18 protein-coding genes and 2 pseudogenes are annotated in these 22,185 nt (G+C 39.0%); 6 read left to right on the forward strand and 14 right to left on the reverse strand.

Annotated elements, in window-relative coordinates; all coding sequences use genetic code 11:
* Nucleotides 1–104: 104 nt before the first annotated feature.
* The 3 genes from QZ562_RS10920 to QZ562_RS10930 all read left to right on the forward strand — a co-directional run bounded on the left by QZ562_RS10920 (nt 105) and on the right by QZ562_RS10930 (nt 5,824).
* Nucleotides 105–2,408: a TonB-dependent receptor gene (locus tag QZ562_RS10920; protein WP_293759850.1), complete on the forward strand. Its 2,304-nt coding sequence runs from the start codon at nt 105–107 to the stop codon at nt 2,406–2,408.
* Nucleotides 2,409–2,611: 203 nt separating this feature from the next.
* Nucleotides 2,612–3,955, forward strand: coding sequence for a nucleobase:cation symporter-2 family protein (locus QZ562_RS10925; protein WP_293759852.1), 1,344 nt, complete (start codon nt 2,612–2,614; stop codon nt 3,953–3,955).
* Nucleotides 3,956–4,909: 954 nt separating this feature from the next.
* Nucleotides 4,910–5,824 (forward strand): DUF1295 domain-containing protein, encoded by a 915-nt coding sequence (locus QZ562_RS10930; RefSeq protein ID WP_293759854.1) that lies wholly within the window; start codon nt 4,910–4,912, stop codon nt 5,822–5,824.
* A gap of 524 nt (nt 5,825–6,348) precedes the next feature.
* Here QZ562_RS10930 and QZ562_RS10935 read toward each other — a convergent pair.
* Complete coding sequence (locus tag QZ562_RS10935) at nt 6,349–7,536, reverse strand: serine hydrolase (protein ID WP_293759856.1); 1,188 nt, start codon at nt 7,534–7,536, stop codon at nt 6,349–6,351.
* Nucleotides 7,537–7,995: 459 nt separating this feature from the next.
* Between QZ562_RS10935 and QZ562_RS10940 the strand changes: the two genes are divergently transcribed.
* Nucleotides 7,996–9,789, forward strand: a complete 1,794-nt coding sequence (locus QZ562_RS10940; protein ID WP_293759858.1) for a DEAD/DEAH box helicase — start codon at nt 7,996–7,998, stop codon at nt 9,787–9,789.
* A gap of 190 nt (nt 9,790–9,979) precedes the next feature.
* On the opposite strand, the gene QZ562_RS10945 is transcribed toward QZ562_RS10940, so the two are convergent.
* The 10 genes and pseudogenes from QZ562_RS10945 to QZ562_RS10990 all read right to left on the reverse strand — a co-directional run.
* Nucleotides 9,980–10,537 carry a transposase gene (locus tag QZ562_RS10945; RefSeq protein ID WP_293759860.1) on the reverse strand — a complete coding sequence of 186 codons (558 nt, stop codon included), beginning with the start codon at nt 10,535–10,537 and terminating at the stop codon, nt 9,980–9,982.
* A gap of 724 nt (nt 10,538–11,261) precedes the next feature.
* Nucleotides 11,262–11,414, reverse strand: coding sequence for a hypothetical protein (locus QZ562_RS10950; RefSeq protein ID WP_293759862.1), 153 nt, complete (start codon nt 11,412–11,414; stop codon nt 11,262–11,264).
* 770 nt (nt 11,415–12,184) lie between these two features.
* A complete protein-coding gene (locus QZ562_RS10955; protein ID WP_293759864.1) occupies nt 12,185–12,433 on the reverse strand; it encodes a hypothetical protein in 249 nt (82 codons plus the stop codon).
* Between the two features lie 326 nt (nt 12,434–12,759).
* Nucleotides 12,760–13,089: a multidrug efflux SMR transporter gene (locus tag QZ562_RS10960; protein WP_293759866.1), complete on the reverse strand. Its 330-nt coding sequence runs from the start codon at nt 13,087–13,089 to the stop codon at nt 12,760–12,762.
* A gap of 95 nt (nt 13,090–13,184) precedes the next feature.
* Nucleotides 13,185–13,538, reverse strand: coding sequence for a hypothetical protein (locus QZ562_RS10965; protein WP_293759868.1), 354 nt, complete (start codon nt 13,536–13,538; stop codon nt 13,185–13,187).
* A 349-nt stretch (nt 13,539–13,887) separates the two neighbouring features.
* Nucleotides 13,888–17,157: a response regulator gene (locus QZ562_RS10970; RefSeq protein ID WP_293759870.1), complete on the reverse strand. Its 3,270-nt coding sequence runs from the start codon at nt 17,155–17,157 to the stop codon at nt 13,888–13,890.
* 3 nt (nt 17,158–17,160) lie between these two features.
* Nucleotides 17,161–17,364, reverse strand: a complete 204-nt coding sequence (locus QZ562_RS10975) for a hypothetical protein (protein WP_293759872.1) — start codon at nt 17,362–17,364, stop codon at nt 17,161–17,163.
* Nucleotides 17,365–17,407: 43 nt separating this feature from the next.
* The gene (locus QZ562_RS10980) at nt 17,408–18,226 is read right to left on the reverse strand and encodes an SAM-dependent methyltransferase (RefSeq protein ID WP_293759874.1); all 819 of its coding nucleotides are present in this window, start codon (nt 18,224–18,226) and stop codon (nt 17,408–17,410) included.
* 554 nt (nt 18,227–18,780) lie between these two features.
* Complete coding sequence (locus QZ562_RS10985) at nt 18,781–19,803, reverse strand: DUF1214 domain-containing protein (protein ID WP_293759876.1); 1,023 nt, start codon at nt 19,801–19,803, stop codon at nt 18,781–18,783.
* Nucleotides 19,804–20,012: 209 nt separating this feature from the next.
* Nucleotides 20,013–20,111 (reverse strand): annotated as a pseudogene (locus tag QZ562_RS10990) (transposase); the annotation flags it as partial.
* Between the two features lie 236 nt (nt 20,112–20,347).
* Between QZ562_RS10990 and QZ562_RS10995 the strand changes: the two are divergent.
* Both QZ562_RS10995 and ykgO read left to right on the forward strand, forming a co-directional pair.
* Nucleotides 20,348–20,608 carry a type B 50S ribosomal protein L31 gene (locus QZ562_RS10995; RefSeq protein ID WP_293759878.1) on the forward strand — a complete coding sequence of 87 codons (261 nt, stop codon included), beginning with the start codon at nt 20,348–20,350 and terminating at the stop codon, nt 20,606–20,608.
* On the forward strand, nt 20,605–20,730 hold the full coding sequence (gene ykgO, locus QZ562_RS11000) for a type B 50S ribosomal protein L36 (protein ID WP_293759880.1): 126 nt from the start codon (nt 20,605–20,607) through the stop codon (nt 20,728–20,730). Before QZ562_RS10995 ends, ykgO begins: the two co-directional genes overlap by 4 nt.
* Before the next feature lie 545 nt (nt 20,731–21,275).
* Here the strand turns inward: ykgO and QZ562_RS11005 are convergent.
* The 3 genes and pseudogenes from QZ562_RS11005 to QZ562_RS11015 form a co-directional block, all read right to left on the reverse strand.
* Nucleotides 21,276–21,581 (reverse strand): hypothetical protein, encoded by a 306-nt coding sequence (locus tag QZ562_RS11005; protein WP_293759882.1) that lies wholly within the window; start codon nt 21,579–21,581, stop codon nt 21,276–21,278.
* Between the two features lie 175 nt (nt 21,582–21,756).
* Nucleotides 21,757–21,867: pseudogene (locus tag QZ562_RS11010) on the reverse strand (YdeI/OmpD-associated family protein); the annotation flags it as partial.
* A 152-nt stretch (nt 21,868–22,019) separates the two neighbouring features.
* A partial coding sequence (locus tag QZ562_RS11015) for an IS3 family transposase (protein ID WP_293759884.1) occupies nt 22,020–22,185 on the reverse strand: 166 nt, incomplete at its 5' end.

Genomic DNA, 22,185 nt, shown 5'->3' on the forward strand with positions numbered 1-22,185 from the left:
ACTAAATTACTAAATAACCTGACCCTAAGGTCAACTTAACGCAGATGACTACAGTGCCAATAGCAGTTACACCAATATTTATAATTCAATCCAGGAAGATTAAAATGAATAAAAAAGCCTTTAAATTAAAGTCCTTAGCAGTTGCAGTAGCCGTATCTAATTTAGCGGCACTATCTGCCAATGCTGAGGACCGAGCTATAGAGCAAATTGTAGTAACGGCTGAAAAACGTAACGAAAGTTTACAAGATCTATCGCAAGCAGTCACCGCTCTTACCGCAAAGGATCTAGACAACAAGTATATATCCTCTTTTGTCGACTTGAGTGCCATCGCCCCGGGTGTCACTGTGGCGAAAAATGAAGGCTTTAAAACAATTATTTCTATTCGTGGCGTAGGTAATGAAGCGAATCAAAATGCAACCGCAAACCCATCCGTCTCTTATCATATGGACGGAATATATATTGCATCGCCTTATGCGCTTCAGACAGATTTTATCGACATTGAGCGCATAGAGATTTTGCGTGGACCACAAGGCACATTGTTTGGACAAAATTCCACAGGTGGCGCCATTAATGTGATCAGTGCGCAACCCAACTTTGAAGAATTCGTTGGAAAAGCTGATCTAAGTCTAGGCACTGATAATTTACGTAAAGTCCGTGCTACCGTCAATGTGCCTATTAATGATGACTTGGCCATGCGAACTTCTTTTAGCAAAGTAAAGCAAGATGGATACACCCAAAACGTCTACAACGGGCCAAATGCTCTAGACCCAACTGAAACATTTGTTGGTAAAGACATGGATAATATCGATAACTTGTCTATGCGCACAGATTGGATGTGGAAGCCAAGCGATACATTAAACCTTCGGTTTTTAGCTCAGTATTTTAGCGGTGAGTCCAATGGAGCAGGTATCAAAGGTATTGATGACCCAACTCCTGGTGCGCGAAATTTGTCACAAGATACTGACTCGTTGTATGAGCTAGAATCGCAAGTGTACGGATTAATAGCAGAATGGGATGCAGGTTTTGCAGTTATAAAATCTTTGAGCAGCTATCAAAAAGACGACATTACTGTTGTGCGTGACAACGACCGTCATTCCTTCGATACCAACCCCGAGATTCAAATTAGTGTATTTAATCCTGAAATTAACATCCAAACTACGTTTACACAGGAGTTGAATGTTATTTCTAATGAGCCACTGTTTGGCAAGTTCGACTGGATTGTTGGTGCATTTTATCTTGATACTGATATTGAAATCACTATCCGTGAAGAACTTGATGTAGGACGTGATGGTGTGCTTGATGGTTACATTCCGGAATTTCCAGCAGTATTTGGCGGCGACCGAGGCTTTATTTCTGACTCTAACCCACAGCGCGAATCTTTATCATTTTACGGTCAAACAACGTATCCGATGTCACAAACACTACGTTTAATCACTGGGCTTCGATACACAAAAGATGAAGTAAAAAGTACTGTATCTAACTTTTTTGATCCCACATCCTCATTTATTAATCCCAAAACCGAAGACCTTACCGGCCGAATTGCCATCGAGTGGGATGCCGGTGATGACACCATGACCTATGCTTCATACACGCGGGGTTTGAAGCCAGGTGGCAGCAACTTAACTTTTTCAGAGGGTGATGAGGCACTAGTGCGTGCCGCTTTTGAAGACGAAACTATCGATGCTTATGAGATAGGGCTTAAAACAGAGTTTATGAATAGCAGAGTGCGAACCAACGTCGCAGCCTTTTATTATGATTACACCAACTTACAATTTCAAGCCTCTGACTTTAACGAGTTTGGTAGTGGTGTATCAAATATTCCAGAATCTGAAATCTATGGTGTTGAGCTAGAAATGACTGCACTAATTGGTGACAGATTTAGCCTGGATGTAAAACTGGCTAGTATGGAGTCTGAAGTCTCTGCAGATTATTTAGCCTTGGACAACCGACTACTGGTTGAAGATGTGCTACTTGCCGATGGTGTCACTCCAGCCAAAGAAGAAATTCATGGTGCCAATCGAGATGTAGCCAGATTTCTGCAAAACTTAAATGGTAATGAGTTGGCAAAAACGCCAGGGTTAACGGCTGATATTAGTTTAGTATTCGAAGAGCAAATGAAAGACGGCGGCTATATCGGTGCCAGTTTACAATATACCTACCGTGGTGAGTTCGAGCAGCGGGTATTCAACAACGCAGAAGTGGACACCGTTGACTCATACGACTTAATCAATTTCACCCTATCTTATGACAATTCTGACGAGGTATGGGGAGTCGACTTAATAGCCTATAACGTGTTTGACGAGGATGGAATTAACTCAGCTATGACCGACGTATTCGGCGTTAACGAGACTGGTTTTCAATTCGTGGCACCCCGTCAATTGATGGCTCGTTTAAGATATAATTTCTAGAAACTATTAACGTTACAATAGCGTCAAAACTTTATGCCCAGTTTTTTACTGGGCTTTTTTAGTAGTCTATTTGCGTTGAAAGTTATAACTTACTGATGCAACGACAGCATTAATCAAGTATTGATACTAAAAAAATAATTTTTGGAACTGCGACATTTTTAAGCAGATGTCCATTACATAACATTAAAATAGGGATAGGGTGCATGAGCAGTAAAACACCGTCAGAACTGATATATCGACTCGATGACAAACCACCCATTTTAGAATCCTTCTTTGCAGCGATACAGCATCTGCTCGCCTCTTTTGTTGGTATTGTCACGCCTACACTTATTATCGGTAGCGTTCTGGGACTACAAGAACAATTGCCTTACCTTATCTCCATGGCTTTAATCGCATCAGGAATAGGCACATTTGTGCAAGCCTATAAACCCTTTGGGATCGGCGCAGGCATGCTCTGTGTACAAGGTACCAGTTTTGCCTTTTTAGGGGCTATATTAAGTGCTGGGTTTATGGCTCGTGATGCCGGAGGCGGACCAGAAGAAATCATCGCGTTAATAACCAGCCTGTGCTTTGTTGGATCGTTTGTGCAAATAGGCCTCAGCCAGTTTATTCCGCGGCTACGGAAAATAGTCACACCGCTGGTGACAGGTATCGTGATCACTAGTATTGGAATTAGCCTAATCAAAGTGGGCATGACTGACTTAGCCGGTGGACTCAATAACCCAGATTTTGGTAGTCCAGCTAATTTGATGCTTGGCTTTTTTGTGATTGCTGTGATCGTATTGATGAATATATCCAGCAACAACTGGGTTCGCCTGTCTTCAATTGTGGTCGGACTTGTTGCAGGTTTTGGAGTCGCAGCACTAACAGGTATGCTAACACCTAGTGATTTATTACCATCGGCAGCAATCAGTGTGCCTATCCCCTTCAAGTATGGCTTCAACTTTGAACTAGCGGCTTTTATTCCATTAGCCGTTATCTATATTATCAGCTCGGTAGAAACAACCGGTGATATTACTGCCAACTGCGTTATTTCTGGTCAGCCCATCGCTGGGGAAAGCTATATTCAGCGAATTAAGAGTGGAGTATTGGGAGACGGGATCAATTCAATGATCGCTGCAGTGTTAAATTCATTTCCTAATACCACCTTCAGCCAGAACACTGGCGTTATTCAGCTCACAGGCATCGCCAGTAGGCATATCGGCATGTATATCGCTGGTATATTAGTGTTTATTGGCCTTTTTCAAGGTGTAGGAGATATTTTGCAGCAAATCCCAAAACCCGTTCTGGGAGGCGCAACACTGGTCATGTTTGGTACGGTTGCAGCGGCAGGTATCAAGATATTGGCCTCAGAATACATCGATCGTCGCAAGATGATTATTATTGCGGTTTCCCTCGGTCTTGGCTTAGGCTTAGCGCTGGTACCTGATATATTCGCAAAAACCCCTGATCTAATACAAAACATTTTCAGCTCAGCCGCCGCCACTGCTGGGCTTACAGCAATGTTACTGAGCTTGATTTTACCGGAGCTAAAAGAACAAGAATGATACAAGTTTTAGGGATAGTCTTATAATTTTATACTCATTAGTCAGAGATAACTGGTTTTATGGATCGTAGAATTAAACATTTAATCGCCGACGGACGTTGCAGTTAGACGCGGTATCAATAGTTGGCTCAAGGCGCTATAGATGATGGAGCAAGGTAATAACAAGCCCCTGACTCAAACAAAATGCCATTAATACAGCCCGTTACAAAGCAGTTTGCTCCAGGCCAACTCCGAAATATGACTCTGTAACAATAGCTAAGGCTTTTAAAACATGCGCTTGCTCACAAAATTGAGAAATATAGCACATATGGCATCCAGTATGTCAGAACGACAATGACGTGATTTAACCTGAAACCATACTTAAAACCAACGTTGAATGTGCCCAGCAGTTACATATCATCTCTTATTCAATAGACGATTCACGTGCGGAGGCTAATAGGGGCGAGCGTCGGTAAAATTGATGCCTGACATATTAGTTTTAAAAATAAATCCATACCAAACTGACATGTTTTAATAGTGTGACTAAGACCCTAATGAATACACCCATCGTAGATCTTATTAAATAATGCTGAATATTTGATTCAGTCGCGGTCGGGTTAATATTAAATAGGAAGAATGTTTAGTGTTTAGTGTTAACTATCAACATTAATCAGATTTGGAATTAATCCTGAAAACACTACCTTTCTCCTCAGATCTCGAGATGAGGTCTTATCGAGTTCTAATCTTAAAATAACCTTTTTTTTATTATCATTTCACTCACCAATTGTGAGTAGCGACACAATAAATGTTTAAAAAAGTATTACCTCGCCGACGTCTAAAAATTAAGACCCGTTGATTAGAGCAAGTACTTGGTTTATTGTTCTAAGAACATGTTTTATTTACAAGCTATATCATTAGCAAAATATAACGCTGTAAAAAAATTAACAAAATATAATAATTATAAATTCTGGAAATCATGAAATATTTCAAACCTTTAATACCTTTTTTATTAGGCTGCATAGTTTTATTCATCAGTAACAACTTTTTTGAATTCACTTTAATTAATGGTCTATCGCAGTTATTACTATTTATATTGGTGGTAAATATTCCTGCAAAGTTAACCGGTAGAATGTCTTACGTAGATATTGGTTGGCCGTTGGGTTTAGCTTTAATTGGCCTTCTAGTTCTGGTTTACGGTCAGGGCGCAGATACTAAAAAATGGCTAGCGGCTATTTTATTTTTATTTATGGGGCTGCGTATGGGTCTGATGGCGCTTCTGTATTTAACCAAAGGAGCGTTTAAACGAGAGCTACCCCGATACCAATATCAGAAACTACGCTGGGATAAAGAAGGTAAAGCCAATGTTAATTTGGCTATGCAAGTAGAGATTTTAGTTCAAGCCTTTGCAAATATGAGTTTTCTAGCCATGCCTGCTTTATTAATTGCGTGGAACCCAAACTCTACCTTTCATTGGCTAGAGATCCTGGGTATTGGTCTTTGGCTGTTAAGTTATGGCTTAGAAAGTCTTGCCGATAAACAAAAAAATAGCTTTATTAGTATGAATGTAAAAGCAGGAGATAGGCGCGCATTATGCAATGTGGGTCTTTGGCGCTTTAGCAGACATCCGAATTACTTTTTTGAATGGATGGTTTGGAACTCATTAGTCGTGATTGCGCTGCCATCAGTCATGGCGCTTTGGAGTACAGAGCCTTTAGTCATAATGTTAGGTTTGGTGGGTGTTTTATTGATGGCATCACGAGTAATGTTTACCACATTAGTCTATTACACTGGCGCTGTTCCTGCTGAATACTATTCAGTACAAAAACGCCCTGAATACAAAGAATATCAACGTACTACCAGTATGTTTTTCCCAAAAAAACCCAAGTTCTAGCATATCAAGTTTAAGTGCATCAGTATAAAAATAGAGCGGGAGCGAAGTGGGCTATTCTTTAATTAAATTGAGACTACAAAATAATCATCAATCAATAACATCAGCTCGTTTGATTTACCTTCAGCTCAGGTGATATACGGAGCATATATTGCCTTTTGCTTTTATATCCGTTGACTAAATTTGTACACAAAAATCATTTGAGATAAAAAGACAAAACCTGACCTCCATGGCTCATGGTTTGGTGACACTGTGGTTTACATTTTGTAAACCGCCTCTTTTGTAGATTTATGTTTTCTTTATGTTTTTTCTAAATAATTAATCTAAATCATATTAGTCAGACCCACTATTAATAAGTACAAACACTAATGCCACATTCCATGTAATGATTAGATACTTAGTCTAATCTATTGAAAAATGTCCATTAAAAAAGAGCGGTTTGTACATTGCCGTCAATAATTTACAAACACCCAATTAAACTTCTAGTGAATTGCGAATCGCCGTAAGCTAATTTTTGTCTTGCTAATTTATTGGTCAAGCATGGCCTGAATTTCGCTGATAAATGCAAAACGCTGTTGATTGAGTTCTTGATCTGTTGCGCCTAACCAATTGCCATTGAGGGCGATCACTAATTGTCTTGCTGGGTCAATAAAGATGGTTTGTCCAAATATACCGCGCGCAGTAAAAGTGCCATCGTCAAAAGTCCACCATTGATATCCATAACCAGAGCCAGGTTGACCGATATCGGCTTGCTTGCTTGTTGCTGTTTTAAACCAGCCGTCAGGGAGTATAGATTTTCCATTTATGTTGCCGTCCTCAAGCACAAAAAGACCGTATCTTGCGAAATCACGCAAGCTAGCTTGAATACAGCAGCCAGAAATTTCCTTGCCATCAGGACCCAATAACCAGCTAGCTTGATCAGCCATGCCGAAGGGCTGCCAAATTTTTTCGCCAAGGTATTGTGCAATAGACTGACCTGTTGCCGCCTCAACCAATATGCCAATCAAATTTGTTTCGCCAGTAGAATATAACCACTGCTCGCCCGCTGGATGGGCTCGGGATAAAGTGCGCATGTAACTTACAATGGTGGGTAAACCATCGGTCGCAATGTGATTATTAAAACGGGCCACATCTGACTGAGGATCGGTATAGCTTTCATTCCAATCTACCCCAGACGTCATTGTCAGTAACTGCGAAATCGTTACGCTATCATACACAGAGCCTTTGAGACCCTTGATATAGTCAGACACATTATCATCGAGACTTTTAATATCGCCATCTTTCAGTGCGATCCCCACAAGGGAAGAAGTAAAGGATTTTGCAACCGAGAAGCTAGTCCATCTCTTATCAGGGGAATGGCCCAAGCCATAGCGTTCGAAGCGAATATTGCCCTTGTGTAAAACCAACATCCCAGCAAGGCTTTGCGTTTCAAAAAAAGTGTTTATGTTAGTAGTAAAGTCTAGTGGTTCGCCAAGTGATAATGCGCGTTTGTTGGAGCTTGGTTGTATTTCTTTAGACTTTACCAAAACTGAAATTTTGTCCATCATTTTGAAGCCTGCATCACGCTGGCTTTGACTCCAAAAAAGAATGTTGGTATCTGTGGGCGGATCGGCCAGCAGTGCTCGCCAATCAGGACCCATTGACCACAAGCTAATACCAGAGATTGCGAAAACAGCCACTAACACGATGCAGCCCCACTTTATTCCTGCTTTCATTTACGTATTCCTATCTAAGTATTAATCTTTAGCTAACTTAACCGCAGGTCTTTAAGCTACCAGTTCAGCAGGAAAATATAAAGAAGGCACTCGTTTTAAAAAGCAGCAAAAAAATAGCGAAGAATTAGCTAAGGTGTAGCAAGGTAATAGCTAAGTGGTAACTAAGTAGTAGCAAAGAATCATTCATCAGTTCAGCATCAAGGTATTCAAACAGCTACAAACGTTATGCTCTAACTCAGTCACGTAAACCTAACGACTTTAATTGATACCAATATAAGAGTTCAATATAAGAGTCAGGGTCAATTTAAATAGCTTGATTAACCTCAATTCATAGTTCACTTACTCAAAAATTCGACTTGCCCCTACTTTATATTTTGTAAAACATCTAAACCACCTTGGTCACTATGGTATTGTAGTTTCACTGACAACACCTTCACTCTCCCCAATATTCCAAGCATTATGAGCCAAACATTCATATTACGAAATTACCAAACTCAAGCTGTTAATGCGGCTTTAGAACATTTTCGTAATAGTGATGATCCAGCGGTGATTGTGTTGCCTACCGGTGCAGGTAAAAGTTTAGTGATTGCTGAGTTGAGTCGATTGGCAAAAGGGCGTGTCATTTGCCTTGCACATGTAAAAGAGTTAGTAGAGCAAAATCACTCAAAATTTCTTGCTACGGGTTCGCCAGCAGGTGTTTTTTCGGCTGGATTGGGCCAAAAAAATAGCACAGCAAAAACGACTTTTGCAAGCATTCAGTCACTGTCTGCTAGCCTAGACTCTTTCCGATCCCCTGCCAGCCTGATTATTATTGATGAGTGTCATCGAGTGGGCATAGATGACAGCGGTCAATACAATAAAACGCTAACGCATTTTCGCACGCTTAATCCTAGCGTAAAAATTCTTGGTTTAACCGCTACACCCTATCGATTGGGCAGCGGCTGGATTTATCAACATCATTACCATGGTTATACAAGACCATGCATGACTTCTTTTTTTAAAAAATGTATTTTCGAACTACCACTCCAGCACATGGTAAAAGACGGGTATTTAACACCACCTATTCACTATGATGCAGCCATTGCACATTATGACTTTAGTTTGCTGACACAAAGCTTGGACGGTGAACAAGACACTGATGATATTGCCTTAAATGAACTTATTCACAAACATCCACGAGTGACCAAAGCGGTTACCGAGCAAATTTTACAGCTTAGCCAAAACCGTCAAGGCGTGATGATTTTTGCTTCAACCATAGATCACGCACAAGAAATCACTGGTTATTTACCTGCAGACCAAACAGCCTTCATTACCGGTACCACAAAAATAAAACAACGTGACGCATCAATAGCCGCGTTTAAAGCCAAAAAAATTAAGTATCTGGTCAATGTGTCTGTATTGACGACAGGCTTTGATGCGCCACATGTTGATGTTATTGCTATTTTGCGTCCCACTCAATCCATTAGCTTATTTCAACAGATTGTAGGACGTGGTTTGCGGCTGAGTCCGGGGAAAAATGATTGCTTAGTATTGGACTATACCAATAATGGTTACAACATTTTTCAACCAGAAATTGGGGAAAAAAAACCCACACAAGATTCTGTTGCTGTTCAAATCCATTGCCCTCAATGTGATTTTGCAAATGTATTTTGGGGCAGAAAAGACACAGAAGGTAATATTATTGAACATTTTGGACGTCGTTGCCATGGCTTGATTGAAGGCCCAGATAGCCCTGAAAACACAGAAGTCCCAGATGACCCCAAATACGAGACACAATGCACTTATCGTTTTCGCTTCAAATGCTGTCCTTATTGCAACCAAGAAAACGATATCGCCGCCAGACAATGCCAGCATTGCTCAGAGAAGTTAATTGACCCCGATGATTTATTAAGAAGTGCGTTAAATTTAAAAAATAATAAAGTACTGCGTTGTGCTGCCATTACGCCAGAGATTATCTGGGCGGACAAGTGTTTAAAGGTCACCTACCACGACGAAGACGGCCTCACGTTATCGGAAACCTTCCGCTTTAATTACAAAAATTCGAGACAAGCATTTAACGATTTATTTGCACGAAGAATAGCTAACGCAAGTCAGTCGATTCAGTTCAACTCACTGGAAGAGTTGGAGAAGTTTTTACCTTACCTACCAGCGCCTGACTTTGTGATAGCCAAAAAGCAAAAACATCACTGGCAAGTGACCGAACGTTTATTTGATTACGAGGGTCCTTATCGAAAAGCGAATGAACTTAGCTGATAAACATAGAGGGGTAAGTTTTTCTTTTTGCCCTACCTTATAACGCAAGTAAAAGGGTCAGAGTTAGTTTAAAGCTTTCACTTCACTTTTGTTATTGTGCCAACCGAGTGGCCTGCTTCGTTTCCTTTCAATAACCCATCGCCCTGTAAACGTAAGTAAAAGTAAGTAAAAGAAAGTAAAAGGGTCAGAGTCAGTTTAAAGCTTTCACTTCACTTGTGTTCTTGCGCCAACCGACTGGCCTACTTCGTTTCCTTTCAATAACCCGTCGCCCTGTAAGACTCTCAATATCAGCAACAAAGTGTTCGTTACCTAGCGCTAACCCCTTGTTGCTCGCTTGGCGAATATCTTCCAACAACTTACCTTCTATCTGTTGTGCAAACAATCCGCGATACGCTAACTGACGCTCCTTTTCATTTATTCCAAGTCGAGTGTAAATAGAATGAGGTGTTAACAAATCACTCTTTTTACCAAAAGCATTACATTGATAGCTTGACCAAAAGTAATCGGCTGGCTCATCGACCATGGATCCCCTCACAGGGTTCAACTTGATATAACGATAAACTTGCATAAGGTAGGTTTCCTCTTGCAACAAACAGGATGTAAACCGCCCTTCCCACAATGTGCCTGTTCGTTTATAACGGCGATTAAAATAAGCCACATACATTCGACCTAGAGACTGCATCATTTGCGAAATTCCGCTGGCATTGCTTGGGGTACACAAAAGATGAACATGATTGGTCTTTAACACCCACGCATGAACACTGACTTTATATTTTTTAGAATACGTTTAAGCCAGCCAACATAAGCTTGCATATCCTGTTCACATGCAGATATCGCATGAGGATTATTCCCCGCTGGATCGATTGTTCAGGCATGCATGCACTGGAAACTCGTTTCTTTCTGGTCATTAAACCACCCTATTTTTAGTTATAAAAATAGGGTGGTTTGTTTAAATTGATTCTTGTGTCTGACACTTTTATTTACCCTTTTTATTTACAGGACCACAAATAGTCTCACGTTTATAAGCTACAATATGCCCAAACCGTGATGGTTATCATTCGTGTGAATAAATACAAAAAATATGCGGGTACTACACCTGTAACATTACGAAGCGGTAAAAAAGAATGGATGCATTGACGATGCTCATGTAACAAATTTTTACGGCAAACATTCGTTGAATGGGCACAACAATTGGTGCGCTATTCTTTTTAGGAAAAGTCTATTATTGGCAGCAATAAGCTAAAGGAAAACCACATAACACCATCATCAGAGCGTCGGCATTTAAGTGGATCAGAATATTGTTTCGGCGTTGAAAAATAAAGACACTACATAATGAATCAACGTATTTAGAAGCATTGAAACGTAACAGCTCCCCCCTAATTAAGATATGCGGTGGAAAGAAAGTTTTAGGGCTTGCGTTCCGCCTCAGGGGATGTCGTTATATTACCGTAATACAAAGACCAAATAGATAATTAGTTAGACTTGAAATTAGAATTTAAAACGTCAAGCTCTTTGAGTTTACTCTCAAGATTATCTAGCTTTCTCATAGTTACAATGGCAAAAACAAAACCAGAAATCCCCATTGACATGCCGATTATTCCAAATACAAAACCTAAGTCTTCCATGATGCAATTCCTCTATATTAATGTTAATAAGTAGTGATTGAACTCTAAACCGTTTTGGCTATATAACGCCCTTAATAAACTGCACAAGTGCGTTCGCTAAACTTGCTATGTTCGAGCCAAAAGCAACGAGTTAGGATCCGGTTGGTTGATTGTTTTAGGTGAGATTACTGCGCCGGAGTTTCCTGAAGCGCATAGCCAAAACTGAAAATATCCCACCCATAACGCCGACACTGACCATACCATTTAAACCAAACGATTTCACAGGTGGTTTACAAAGACATAGATGAACAACGAACATAGGTATTAATGCAATGGAAAATACTTTTAGCTTTACAGTGGTCTCAAATGACGAATTACAATGTGGACATACCTTTTTCCTGCCCCATTTATTAGCAGTTTTGGAAAAAAATAATATTTTCTTCTCGCAAGTTGGGCACCTAAAAAACTGTTCATTTAGTTCAAACTCATCTTAGATAGTTTCTGAATAACTTACTTTTGTCTTCTGGCGAGAGTCTAACTCGTGCTTTAGTTTATCTGTTCTATGTGGATAGACTCCTTGCTCTATGGTCTTTAAGGAATCTTCAAGATCTGCTACGGAATATTCTAAATAGTTTGGTTCCATCTATAACCGTCTCCTTGTCGTCTAACGGCTGCAAAAACAGGAAATGCTGAGCAGCAGCAAGGCTTTTCCCAATGGGCAGAGAGAATGTGGTTTATTGATTTATTAGGTTTTAAGAAAACAATCCATGTCTCCTTGCTCGCCCTTTACGTCATCGACCCACAACCCCATATTGGATACCATTTTGAGTGTTGCATGAGCAAGTCGATCCTGATAGCTCTTGACGACCTACTGGGCAAGTACTAACCTGAGATTCGCTGCTGTAATTTAGATTACAAGTCGCTCCAAATTCAACTCTCGGAAGAGCGCCATCTGACCTGTGTTTATCAGTTAAATCATAGTTTGCCTGACAACCTTGTATGCATACCAAAATAACCAAAAACAATATAATTCGTTTCAAATCCATTTTCCTATATGTGAGCTTCACAATATGAGCGCTTTATTTACGCCTTAAAATTCACCCTAACACAACGTTCAAAAAATTGGCTAAAAATAGTGGGTTAAAATTGCGAAGCAATGGCCCGCTTTTTAACCCGCGGGGTCAGGTTCGTAGAAAAATAAAAGTTTTTTATTTTTGATAAGTTAAAAAACTTGGTCCTTATGCCATAGTCTTGTGGTGATGGCTCGATAATTTCACTTATTTAAAACACCTAGTTTCAACGAACTTGACCCCGCAGGTTTCTGAAATTTTACTAGTTGTCCACCTCAGGGCGTGTTGTTACATTTTTAATGGCTCACTGTTTTTGAGAATACATTAATGACTACAACACCAGTCAAAATTAAACACATGCCTATAATTGCCGGTAAATCAGGTATCTGTTTATATATTACTGCACTTATTGATGCAATTAAGAAAATACCCATACCAGCCCATATAGCATAAGCGATACCTATAGGAACAGTTTTAAGAACTAATGATAGAAAATAAAATGCAACTACATAGCCAATGATACAAATAGTACTGAAAGTTGAATGTGAAAAACCATCCGATGCTTTTAGTGCTAAGGTCGCTACAACTTCAGCGCAAATTGCGATTGCCAAATACCAATAACCCATACTCAATCCTATGATAAAAATATAACGCCCTAAGTAGGGAATTTTATAAGTGTTTTTTAGCGAGTAAAATTCCCACTATGATGTTTTTTTAAATATCATGATCTTAACCACTGTGCAGGGGCATCTGAAGAAGAAAAACCTAATATTATAATATTGTCCTTACATTCACCGAAAGCCAAGGCAAATTCGTTTTCACTTTCCAACGCAAGCAACCAATTATCGTCCCATTTCGCTACAGCCCAAACATCTGATGATTGATATTTTGCTAAATAATTCTCAGAAAAACAGGCTAAGGTAACTTTAATCTTTTGAGGTTCAATAACACAATCCAGAATGCGTGATTTGCGATCTTCAACGTACTTTTCATAGGTATTCCCCTCTGGGTAATAACCTGGGAGCTCATCTTTAAATGAGTCTATTAACGTAACAATAGTGTCTGATTCAGTCATGACATACAACATATGGGGATTTTAGGAGCGCTTTTCAGCTAGTAAAACTCCCACAATTATAACTAATATTTTTTAGAATAGGTTTTAAGCCAACCAACATAAGCTTGCATATCCTGTTCACATGCAAATATTGCCTGACGATTACTCTCTCTGGATTAAGTGTTCAGGAACGCCTGCACTAGAAACTCGTCGCTTTCTGGCTATTAAAATAACCTATCTTTTAGTCATAAAACTAGAGTAGTTTGTTTAAATTGACTCTGACCCATTTATTTTATTTGAAAACCGTCATCTTAGTTAATTTTTGCAAAGTAATTACAAATGTCTTTTATTTGGTCTCTGGTGCTCGCCTTCAGCTGTATGCTAATTGTTTTTTTATTATTAGCACAAGTGCAACCATGGCGTGATTGAAGAGGTTTAATTGTTCATTAAAGCTTTGGTTATTTTCTGGTTTTTTATTAAAAATAGTTACTTCTAATGATTTGGCTAGCATTGCTAAGTTGTAAGCACCAATGTATGTAAGTGCTGGTAGGGCATCGTGGATAATTTTATTGATGTCTTGATAGGCATGATTTTCGATTAGAGTGGCTAGGGTATCTATTACGGGCCCTTTGTCCACAAAGTCTTGTAAAATATTGGTAAAAGTTTCTTCGTCCACAAATAACTTTTGTATGGCTTTTTGTTGATCCATGACTAAGAGCTTATCTATGCTTTGGTGTGCAACGATATTCTTCGACTGTGTTGTTGAAGGTAACGAATTAGATAAAAACGCTGGCGAACTAGTCAGTACTATTTCTGCAAGCACCTGATAAAAATACTCCGGATCTATAGGTTTATTAATGTGTGCTGTCATGCCTACAGCAGTACTTTTTTGTAAATCTATTTTCATAGCATTGGCGGTCATAGCGATAATGGGTATTCTGCAATTCAGTTCATCGCGCAGTATGGTGGTCGCTGTTAAACCATCCATTTCTGGCATTTGTATGTCCATCAAGATGCAATCAAAATCAGCTTGTTTTTTGAAGGTATCAATTACTTCTAGACCATTCTCAACTAAGACAACCTGCGCTTTAGTATATTTTAGGAATCCCAGTGCGACTTTTTGATTTAACTTGTTATCTTCTGCTAACAAAATGCGTTTACCGCTTAAGTCCGGTACGTTTTTCATTTCTGTAAAACTGAAGGAAGAATTTGTTTTTATATTAAGTGCGGCTTCTTGTACTTTATTAATTAACTCACTGGTAGTAAATGGTTTTTCTATAAAATAATTAATACCAAGATGTTTTGCTTGCTGGCGCATATGAGAAAAATCAAAGGCTGAAAGCATGATTATTTTGGGTTTGTTGGCTTTGAATTCTTGATTGATAATGGCTGCTACTTGTAAGCCATGAATATCTGGCATTTTCCAATCTAATATCAATATGTCATAAGGTTTATGTTCAATTGATGCTTGGCGTAATTTGTTTAAGGTTTGTTGGCCACCCTCGGCTAAATCTGAAGTGATGTTTGCATTTAATAACGCTTCGGCTATCACTTGACGCGACAAATAAACATCGTCGGCCACTAACACTTTTAGGCTGGATAATTGTTTTGATGGTGAGCTAAGGTGTTGATTTGTATCTTCTTTAAGCGGAACTGTAAAATAGAAGGTTGAACCTTCACCGAGTCTACTTTCGATCCAAATATTTCCTTTCATTAGCTCAACCAGTTGCTTGCAGATAGCTAGCCCTAAGCCGGTGCCACCATACTTACGAGAAATCGATTCGTCTACTTGGGCAAACGACTCAAATAGTCCATTAATTTGGTTTTGTGAAAGGCCAATACCAGAGTCAGTAACCGCAAACTCAAGCAATACTCCTTGCTCAGTCACTTTGTTTTTAACGGTGACCGAGACCAAACCATCATCGGTAAACTTCACCGCATTACTGAGTAAATTGATCAGTATTTGCTGAATGCGCATACCATCGCCTTGCAAATATAACGGCACATCTCGGGCGATATGTTGAATAAGCTCAATATCTTTTTCGTGAGCTTTGATTGATTGTAAGCGTATAGATTGACTGATTACCTTATCCAACTGGAAGCTGGTTGTTTCTATGTCTAGCTTGCCGGCTTCAATTTTCGAAAAGTCCAAAATATCATTAATTACCCCTAATAAAGAAAGTGAGGCTTCGTCAATTTGGCGCAAATTGGTGATGTCTTCAGGGTTGTCTGCTGACCGTTGCATCAACTTAGTTAAACCAGAAATAGCATTGATAGGGGTGCGAATTTCGTGGCTCATTCTGGCCAGGAAGTCTGATTTGGCTTGAGTGGCCTGTTGTAGTTCTTGTGAATAACGTTTAAGTTGGGCTCGCTGCTTGCGAGTACGAATTAACAAAGCAACCACTAATATCAAAGTCGCAAATATAGTCAGGGTAAAATACAGTTGATACAGATTATTTTGATCTTGCAGCAGGTTTCTCTGCAGCTGTAGTTCGTTTTCTTTATATAGTAGTTTAATTTCTTTTTCTTTTTCAAACACATTGAGGCGCACATTATTTATGGCCAACATTTGAGCTTGTATCTGGTTAAAACTTTGTTTGTATAAGTCTAAGTATTGTTTTAAAAAATTAAGTTGAGAGTCGGTGTCGTTGGTCAATTCTGTCAGCTCAATGAGTCTTTCCAAAATCTCTAAGAACTGAATTTTATCTTTTTTATAAGCTTCAATATTAACGCTTTTTTTCAGCTCATTTATTGCTTTATCGGTGTCACCTTGTTGATGATAGATATCTGCTAACAGTAAAATTCGAGGCACTTCATTATATAGAAAATTCACTTTTCTATCGGCTTGAATAGATTGGCTTATTCTTTTTAAGGCCTGGTCAAAATAGCCTTGGGCAACGTTTTGCTCAGCGATAGAATAATAAATAATGCCAATAAAGGGATAATCTATTTGAGTGAGTGTTTTTTCCGCTAAGGCATAGTTGACCTCTGCATCAATAAATTTTTCTAACTTGGTTTGCGAAAATGCAATACGATAATACGCAAGTCCTTGGTAGGTTTGGTCATTAAACTTTTGAGCTGCAGCAAGCAACTTATAAGAGTTTTGCAGCATGCCTTGATAGTTTTCTAGAGAAGAATACACATTGGATAATGAGCTATAGACACCCAAGACCTTGCTACTTTGTAATCGATCATAGAGTATAAACGCATTATTTAATGCCTCTAACGCCAAACCGTATTCTCCTATTGTGTCTAATACCGCCCCCTCGATTCGAAAGGATTCTGCTTTCTGGGCTTTATTGTTAGACATATCTGCGATTGTTCGCGCCTGTAACAACTTTTCATAGGCAGTTTCTAATTCTTGATTTAATAAATGAGCGTAGGCCCACACGTTCAAAAAAGTACTTTCATTATAGGGATCGTTATTGCTGGAAAAATAGGTTTGAAAATAATCGATTTGGGTAGGAACACCTGCTGCATTGTTTTGAACTTGTATTCTTAAGGATTCAAGTTGCTCTGAGACTTCTTGATTGGTTGCAGCATATGTTGCAGCATATATAGCGTCCGAAAATACACAGCAAGCTAAAAAACCACTTAAAATAGCGGCTACCATGGTGTTTTTTAACGTAACTAATCGCATAAATTAGTGAGTGTGAACCTTAGGGTCACTACCTAAATTTTCAAATTGTTTTCGCACAGTGTCCCAATCTTTATTTTTGATAATCGCCACTTCCTCATCTGTTAGGCCGTAATTTTTTGCTGTTGCTACAGGATCTTTTAGATAAGACTCTTTGAGTTCAGCATTGCTATCTAATTCTTCTAAAAAATCAACGAGAGATTTTGCCATTTTATTTTTCCCTTAGGTTATTAAATTCAATACAAAATTAATGTTAGGTTTTACGGTAATTCATGACCTGTTCTTGAGTTAATCCAAGTTTTTCTAGGCGCTCTTGATGATAATCAGGTAAGCCTAGCGAAGGCACGACTAATGTTGAAATCAATGTGGGTTTACAATTGGGTAATTCAGACAATGGGAAACGCTCAATTCTGGGCCCATATAATGGTAAAGTGGCGGCTTCATACAAAATGACTTCATGCTCAATCGGATAGACGTCCATTAAAATTTCGCTGTAAAGATCAAGGCCGGGCTTACATTGGGATGCATCTAACACTTCTAGCGTGGCCTCTCCTGCCAAACCAATTTGCCAGATAATCTGGGTCATGTGTGGATCGAGCTTATAGTCGCGGAACAAAAACTGGGTGGCTTCATAAGACTGACAGCCATAATGAGCCGGATCGATACCTAAATCAGCAATTAAGCAATCTTCGGCAGATATACCGGGTAACATTTCAGCACGTAAGCCTAGATCCCGCACTTTTTTTATTGCCGCATGGGATGGATTAACAAAAACACCCGGGTGACCATAAAAGGCAGCACAGACTTTTTGCCCAGCGTTAACCGCGTCTACAATGCGATCTGTCATTTGTTGGTAGGTAATTGCGCGAGATTTGCCTGCTTGGTACAGATCATCCAATTCCACAGTATTAGGGTTAAGTTTTTTAACTACATTCTCACCGACTTTGTTGGTGATCCCCATAAACACTATGTCTGCGTTTTGAATACAACTCTGGGCTAAAAGGGTCATTTGGCCTGCAACACTGATACCAGTGCCCACTACTACCAAAGAGCCTTGTGGTTTTATAGACATACGATCCTTGTTCTTTTTTTATTGTGCTCAACAATAGCAGTAGTGACTTGTCAATAATAGTGAGTTTTTTGCGATACGTGAACAATAACAAATACTTGAATTAATTTATACGGCTTGAATAAAATAGCGTGTAGCCAAATTAAAGGATTCTGGGAAACACTTTCAGTAACCTGATCTCGATAAGCCATACCGTCCACCAACGCCATAAAGTAGAAGTAAAGTAAAAGGGTCAGGGTCAATTTAAAGCTTTGACTTCACTTTTTTCCTTGCGCCAACCGACTGGCTACCTCGTTTATTTTCAATAACCCGTCGCCCTGTAAGGCTCTCAATGTCAGCAAGAAAGTGTTCGTTACGCAGCGATAATCCCATGTTGGTAGCTTGGCGAATATCTTTTAACAACTTACCTTCTATCTGTTGAGTAAACCTATATTTCCTAACTAAAAGTTTACTCTGACCCAGATACTTCAGATTAAATAGAATGAGGTGTTAGCAAATTACTGTTTTTACCAAGGGTATTTCAATTAATGGGGGCCTATCATTGGCCAATGTCTTTGTTAATTCGACAAACTTGGAAATGTCCATGAGCCATCGAGTACTTCCTCTCGTGGTTGATATAGTCTTACTACGTAATTCCAACCATCCACTATAGGTATGTAATTAATATTATCTGGCTGTCCTCCGAAACTTACCGTAATTGAATTGTCGCTGTTCTTTTTCGCGGTGAGGTTATTGATACTGTAGGATTGGTAATCGTTTGGCTCAAAAAAGCCATCTTTGTTGTAAACACTGATTGACCAAAAACCATCAACCGGAACGTCTCGAATTGATAGGGTATAGGCGCCTATCGGAAGTGAAGGTTGTACATTGATGTAGTAAGCTTCTTTTTCTGGTAAGCCGCCCCAACCATAGGCAGATGTCAGTATATGTTTTACCGGATTTACATCTCCTTGTTTGCCAAATGCGGCTTTGGTATCGGTCAGCCCTGTTGCAAGTTGGATTAAGGATTTTGCTGTTGTTTTTAAGCTAGACATATCATAATTTGGATGCGTGTAGTCGCCGCTGGCTGCACTGTTAACCATAAGCTTGTCCTGTAAATGATTAGCTTGCTTGAGATCTTCTGGATCCGTTGAGTCGACTAAAATCCTTACCGTCACCATCACAAAGTTAGTTTTGAAGCTCAGTAAATCCAGATTAAAGTCGCCCGAGCCATGAAAGATATTATTGATATAATTATGCTCGTTGGTCACTGTTGCCGACATATAACGCGTTCCAGCGTCAGGTAAGGTCAGCGAAGCCCCTTTGCTAATATCAACAACGACTGAGCTATAAATAGTGTCTCTATTCATTCTTCTAAGTCGCTGTTGGTCGATGGGCATGGGGGAGCGTATATGACCCCATAAATTCACTCCGCCTGCCCGGGTTATCACTCTGTCGAATTGTACGGATGTCTTTGCGTCGACAAAATTCATCACATTTACTGGGATTGTGTCACCTGCAGCTTGCACGGTTGACGTTAGTAAAATAGCGCTAAAGATACTTGAGCTTAATAGAGTGATTAATGGTTTTAGGTTAGGCATCGTTCATTCCGGCAAGAGAAATAAAAATATTTCATTAGAAGGGCGCCTGTATTTAGCGCTTGAAAGTGTTGAGGCAACCTTAGCACAATATTCTGAGTTGACTTGATAGTATGTTGTTTTGAGTTTTAACATCAACTTCTGTTGAGCTTCACTCGAAAAATTTAACAAGAAAATGTAGCGGGATCCTTGAGTTTATCTTTATAAACTGTGTAATCCTGCTCAGCAAAGAAACACGCTTGGCGATTATTGTCTCGTTGAATTATGTGCTGAGGACAGCCAGCGATGGATAGTCTAGGTAGGCGAGCTATTTTTGTATTCCTTTACATTCTTTGGGTATACAAAGTCTAATTCATAATACAGTTTATTCAATTCCGACTACTTTCAACGAACCTGCCCCCGCAGATCGTGAGTACTTTTAGCAATACCTATCTCTAGCAAACTATAAATAAATGTTATTTCATAAGTATCAAATACAAATAAGACTTGTTATCATTTGCGATACTACTTAACGTTATAATATAACATTGCAATATAGGGCTTTACTATGAAAGAAAATATCCATCCCAAGTATCAACAAGTTGCTTTTCATGACACCTCTGTCGATAAATATTTTATCGTTGGTTCAACATTGACTACCGGTAAAACAGTTGAGGTAGATGGAGTAATTTATCCTTATTATTCCATAGAAGTTTCTAGTGAGTCACATCCATATTATACCGGTAAGCAAAGTATCAATAATCAGGATGGCCGTGTTGCGAAATTTAATAATCGATTTGGAAAACTAAAAACGAATGAGAAAAAATGAAAGTTTTGAGTTCATTAAAAAGTGCTAAAAAACGCCACCCTGATTGTCAAATTGTAAAACGTAAGGGTAAAATTTATGTTATCTGCAAAACGAACCCAAGGTTTAAAGCTAGGCAAAGGTAAACCCAATTTAGTCAATTGCATCGAAAAAGGTGTTTTATTTTTGAATAATTAAAAATGAAATACCTTGACCAACTAATAGCTGGTTTTACTTATCAATCCAAACCCGTTGATATTGTTAATGCTCCGCATAAACAGCAGAGTAAATTGGACTATTTTTTGCGCTATTTTTTTATTTTCCGAAATATCCATTATTTTCCGAGACATCCATCATAAAAATTGCAAATTAATTATGATGAGTGTCTCTGTAATTAATTGTTAACTTCCCCTTAACTAGAGGTTTCAACGAACCTGACCCCGCAAATCTTCTAAGCCAATCGAATGTTAAAACGGTAGTGAAAATCTTTATCGCAACAAGTCCCAGAAGAAGAAATATTAGCAACCTTAATCTTTTTATTCATAGATAATTCAACATTAAAACCACATTTTGTGGAGCGTTTTTATGTAATAAATGGAGCGAAGAGACTTACACATAAAATACGCAGCAAAATGAGTCGCCGTGGAATTTCTTGTTAGATTACCTATACCTACAAAGTAGATATTATAAACTAGTCAGTGAAACCTTTACGTATAAATTCATTACGAGCCATATCGAAATCGCTCTCGTTACAAGATATAAACTTCAATGCTAGATTAAAACCAACTCCTGCATATTTATCAATCTCTGAAAGCTCGTATTCATTCATGACAATATTCATTGCCTCGACTGTGTGCTGAGCCTCATTTTCGCCAATAATTACTTCTGGTGGTTCGTAATTAAACAACATCCATTTCTGTAAATCTGCAGGTGAAAACTTTCCATCGATACAGTTTTGGATAACTTCGAGAAGCTGATTCTTAGTGATTGATTTCATATGACCTTTAATCGAACACCCATTTAAGGGGCTGTTAGTATTTTGCTGAAATTGTGTGGCGGTGCGAAACCGAGCAAACTGTTTGCAGTCCCGCTTGAAATTATTGCTATGCAGAATGCCACTTATTTAGGCTTTCCTCATGAACAAACATTGTCATGTATTTTGCAAATCGCCTTTATCTGGTTTCAGCTTTCTTTGCACTTGTTAATCCGTGAACGATAACATAACGACTCGATTTATTAAGTGTTTCAAAAAACTGTTTTACTCTAGGCTGATTTTCCAGTGCAAATCGATAGGGTTAGAGCAGTTGATCTCTAAAACGTGGAAGCCTAGCCATTTCTAGAGTCTCATCAAAACATCATGAATAATTTAAAAATAGCCGACTATTTCATCAAATCAATAGTATCTGAGGTTGCCACAGTTTTTCGGACTATTTAATTAAAAGGCATTGGCCTGCTCATATTCTATCGGGCTTATGTAGCCCAAATAGGAATGTCTTCGTTGTCGATTGTAAAATACTTCAATATATTCAAATATGCTTTTCTTAGCTTCTGAACGCGTAAAATAGTCTTCATCATCGACCAGCTCTGTCTTCAACGAGCTA

The sequence above is a fragment of the uncultured Paraglaciecola sp. genome (assembly GCF_913058035.1).
Classification (GTDB): domain Bacteria; phylum Pseudomonadota; class Gammaproteobacteria; order Enterobacterales; family Alteromonadaceae; genus Paraglaciecola.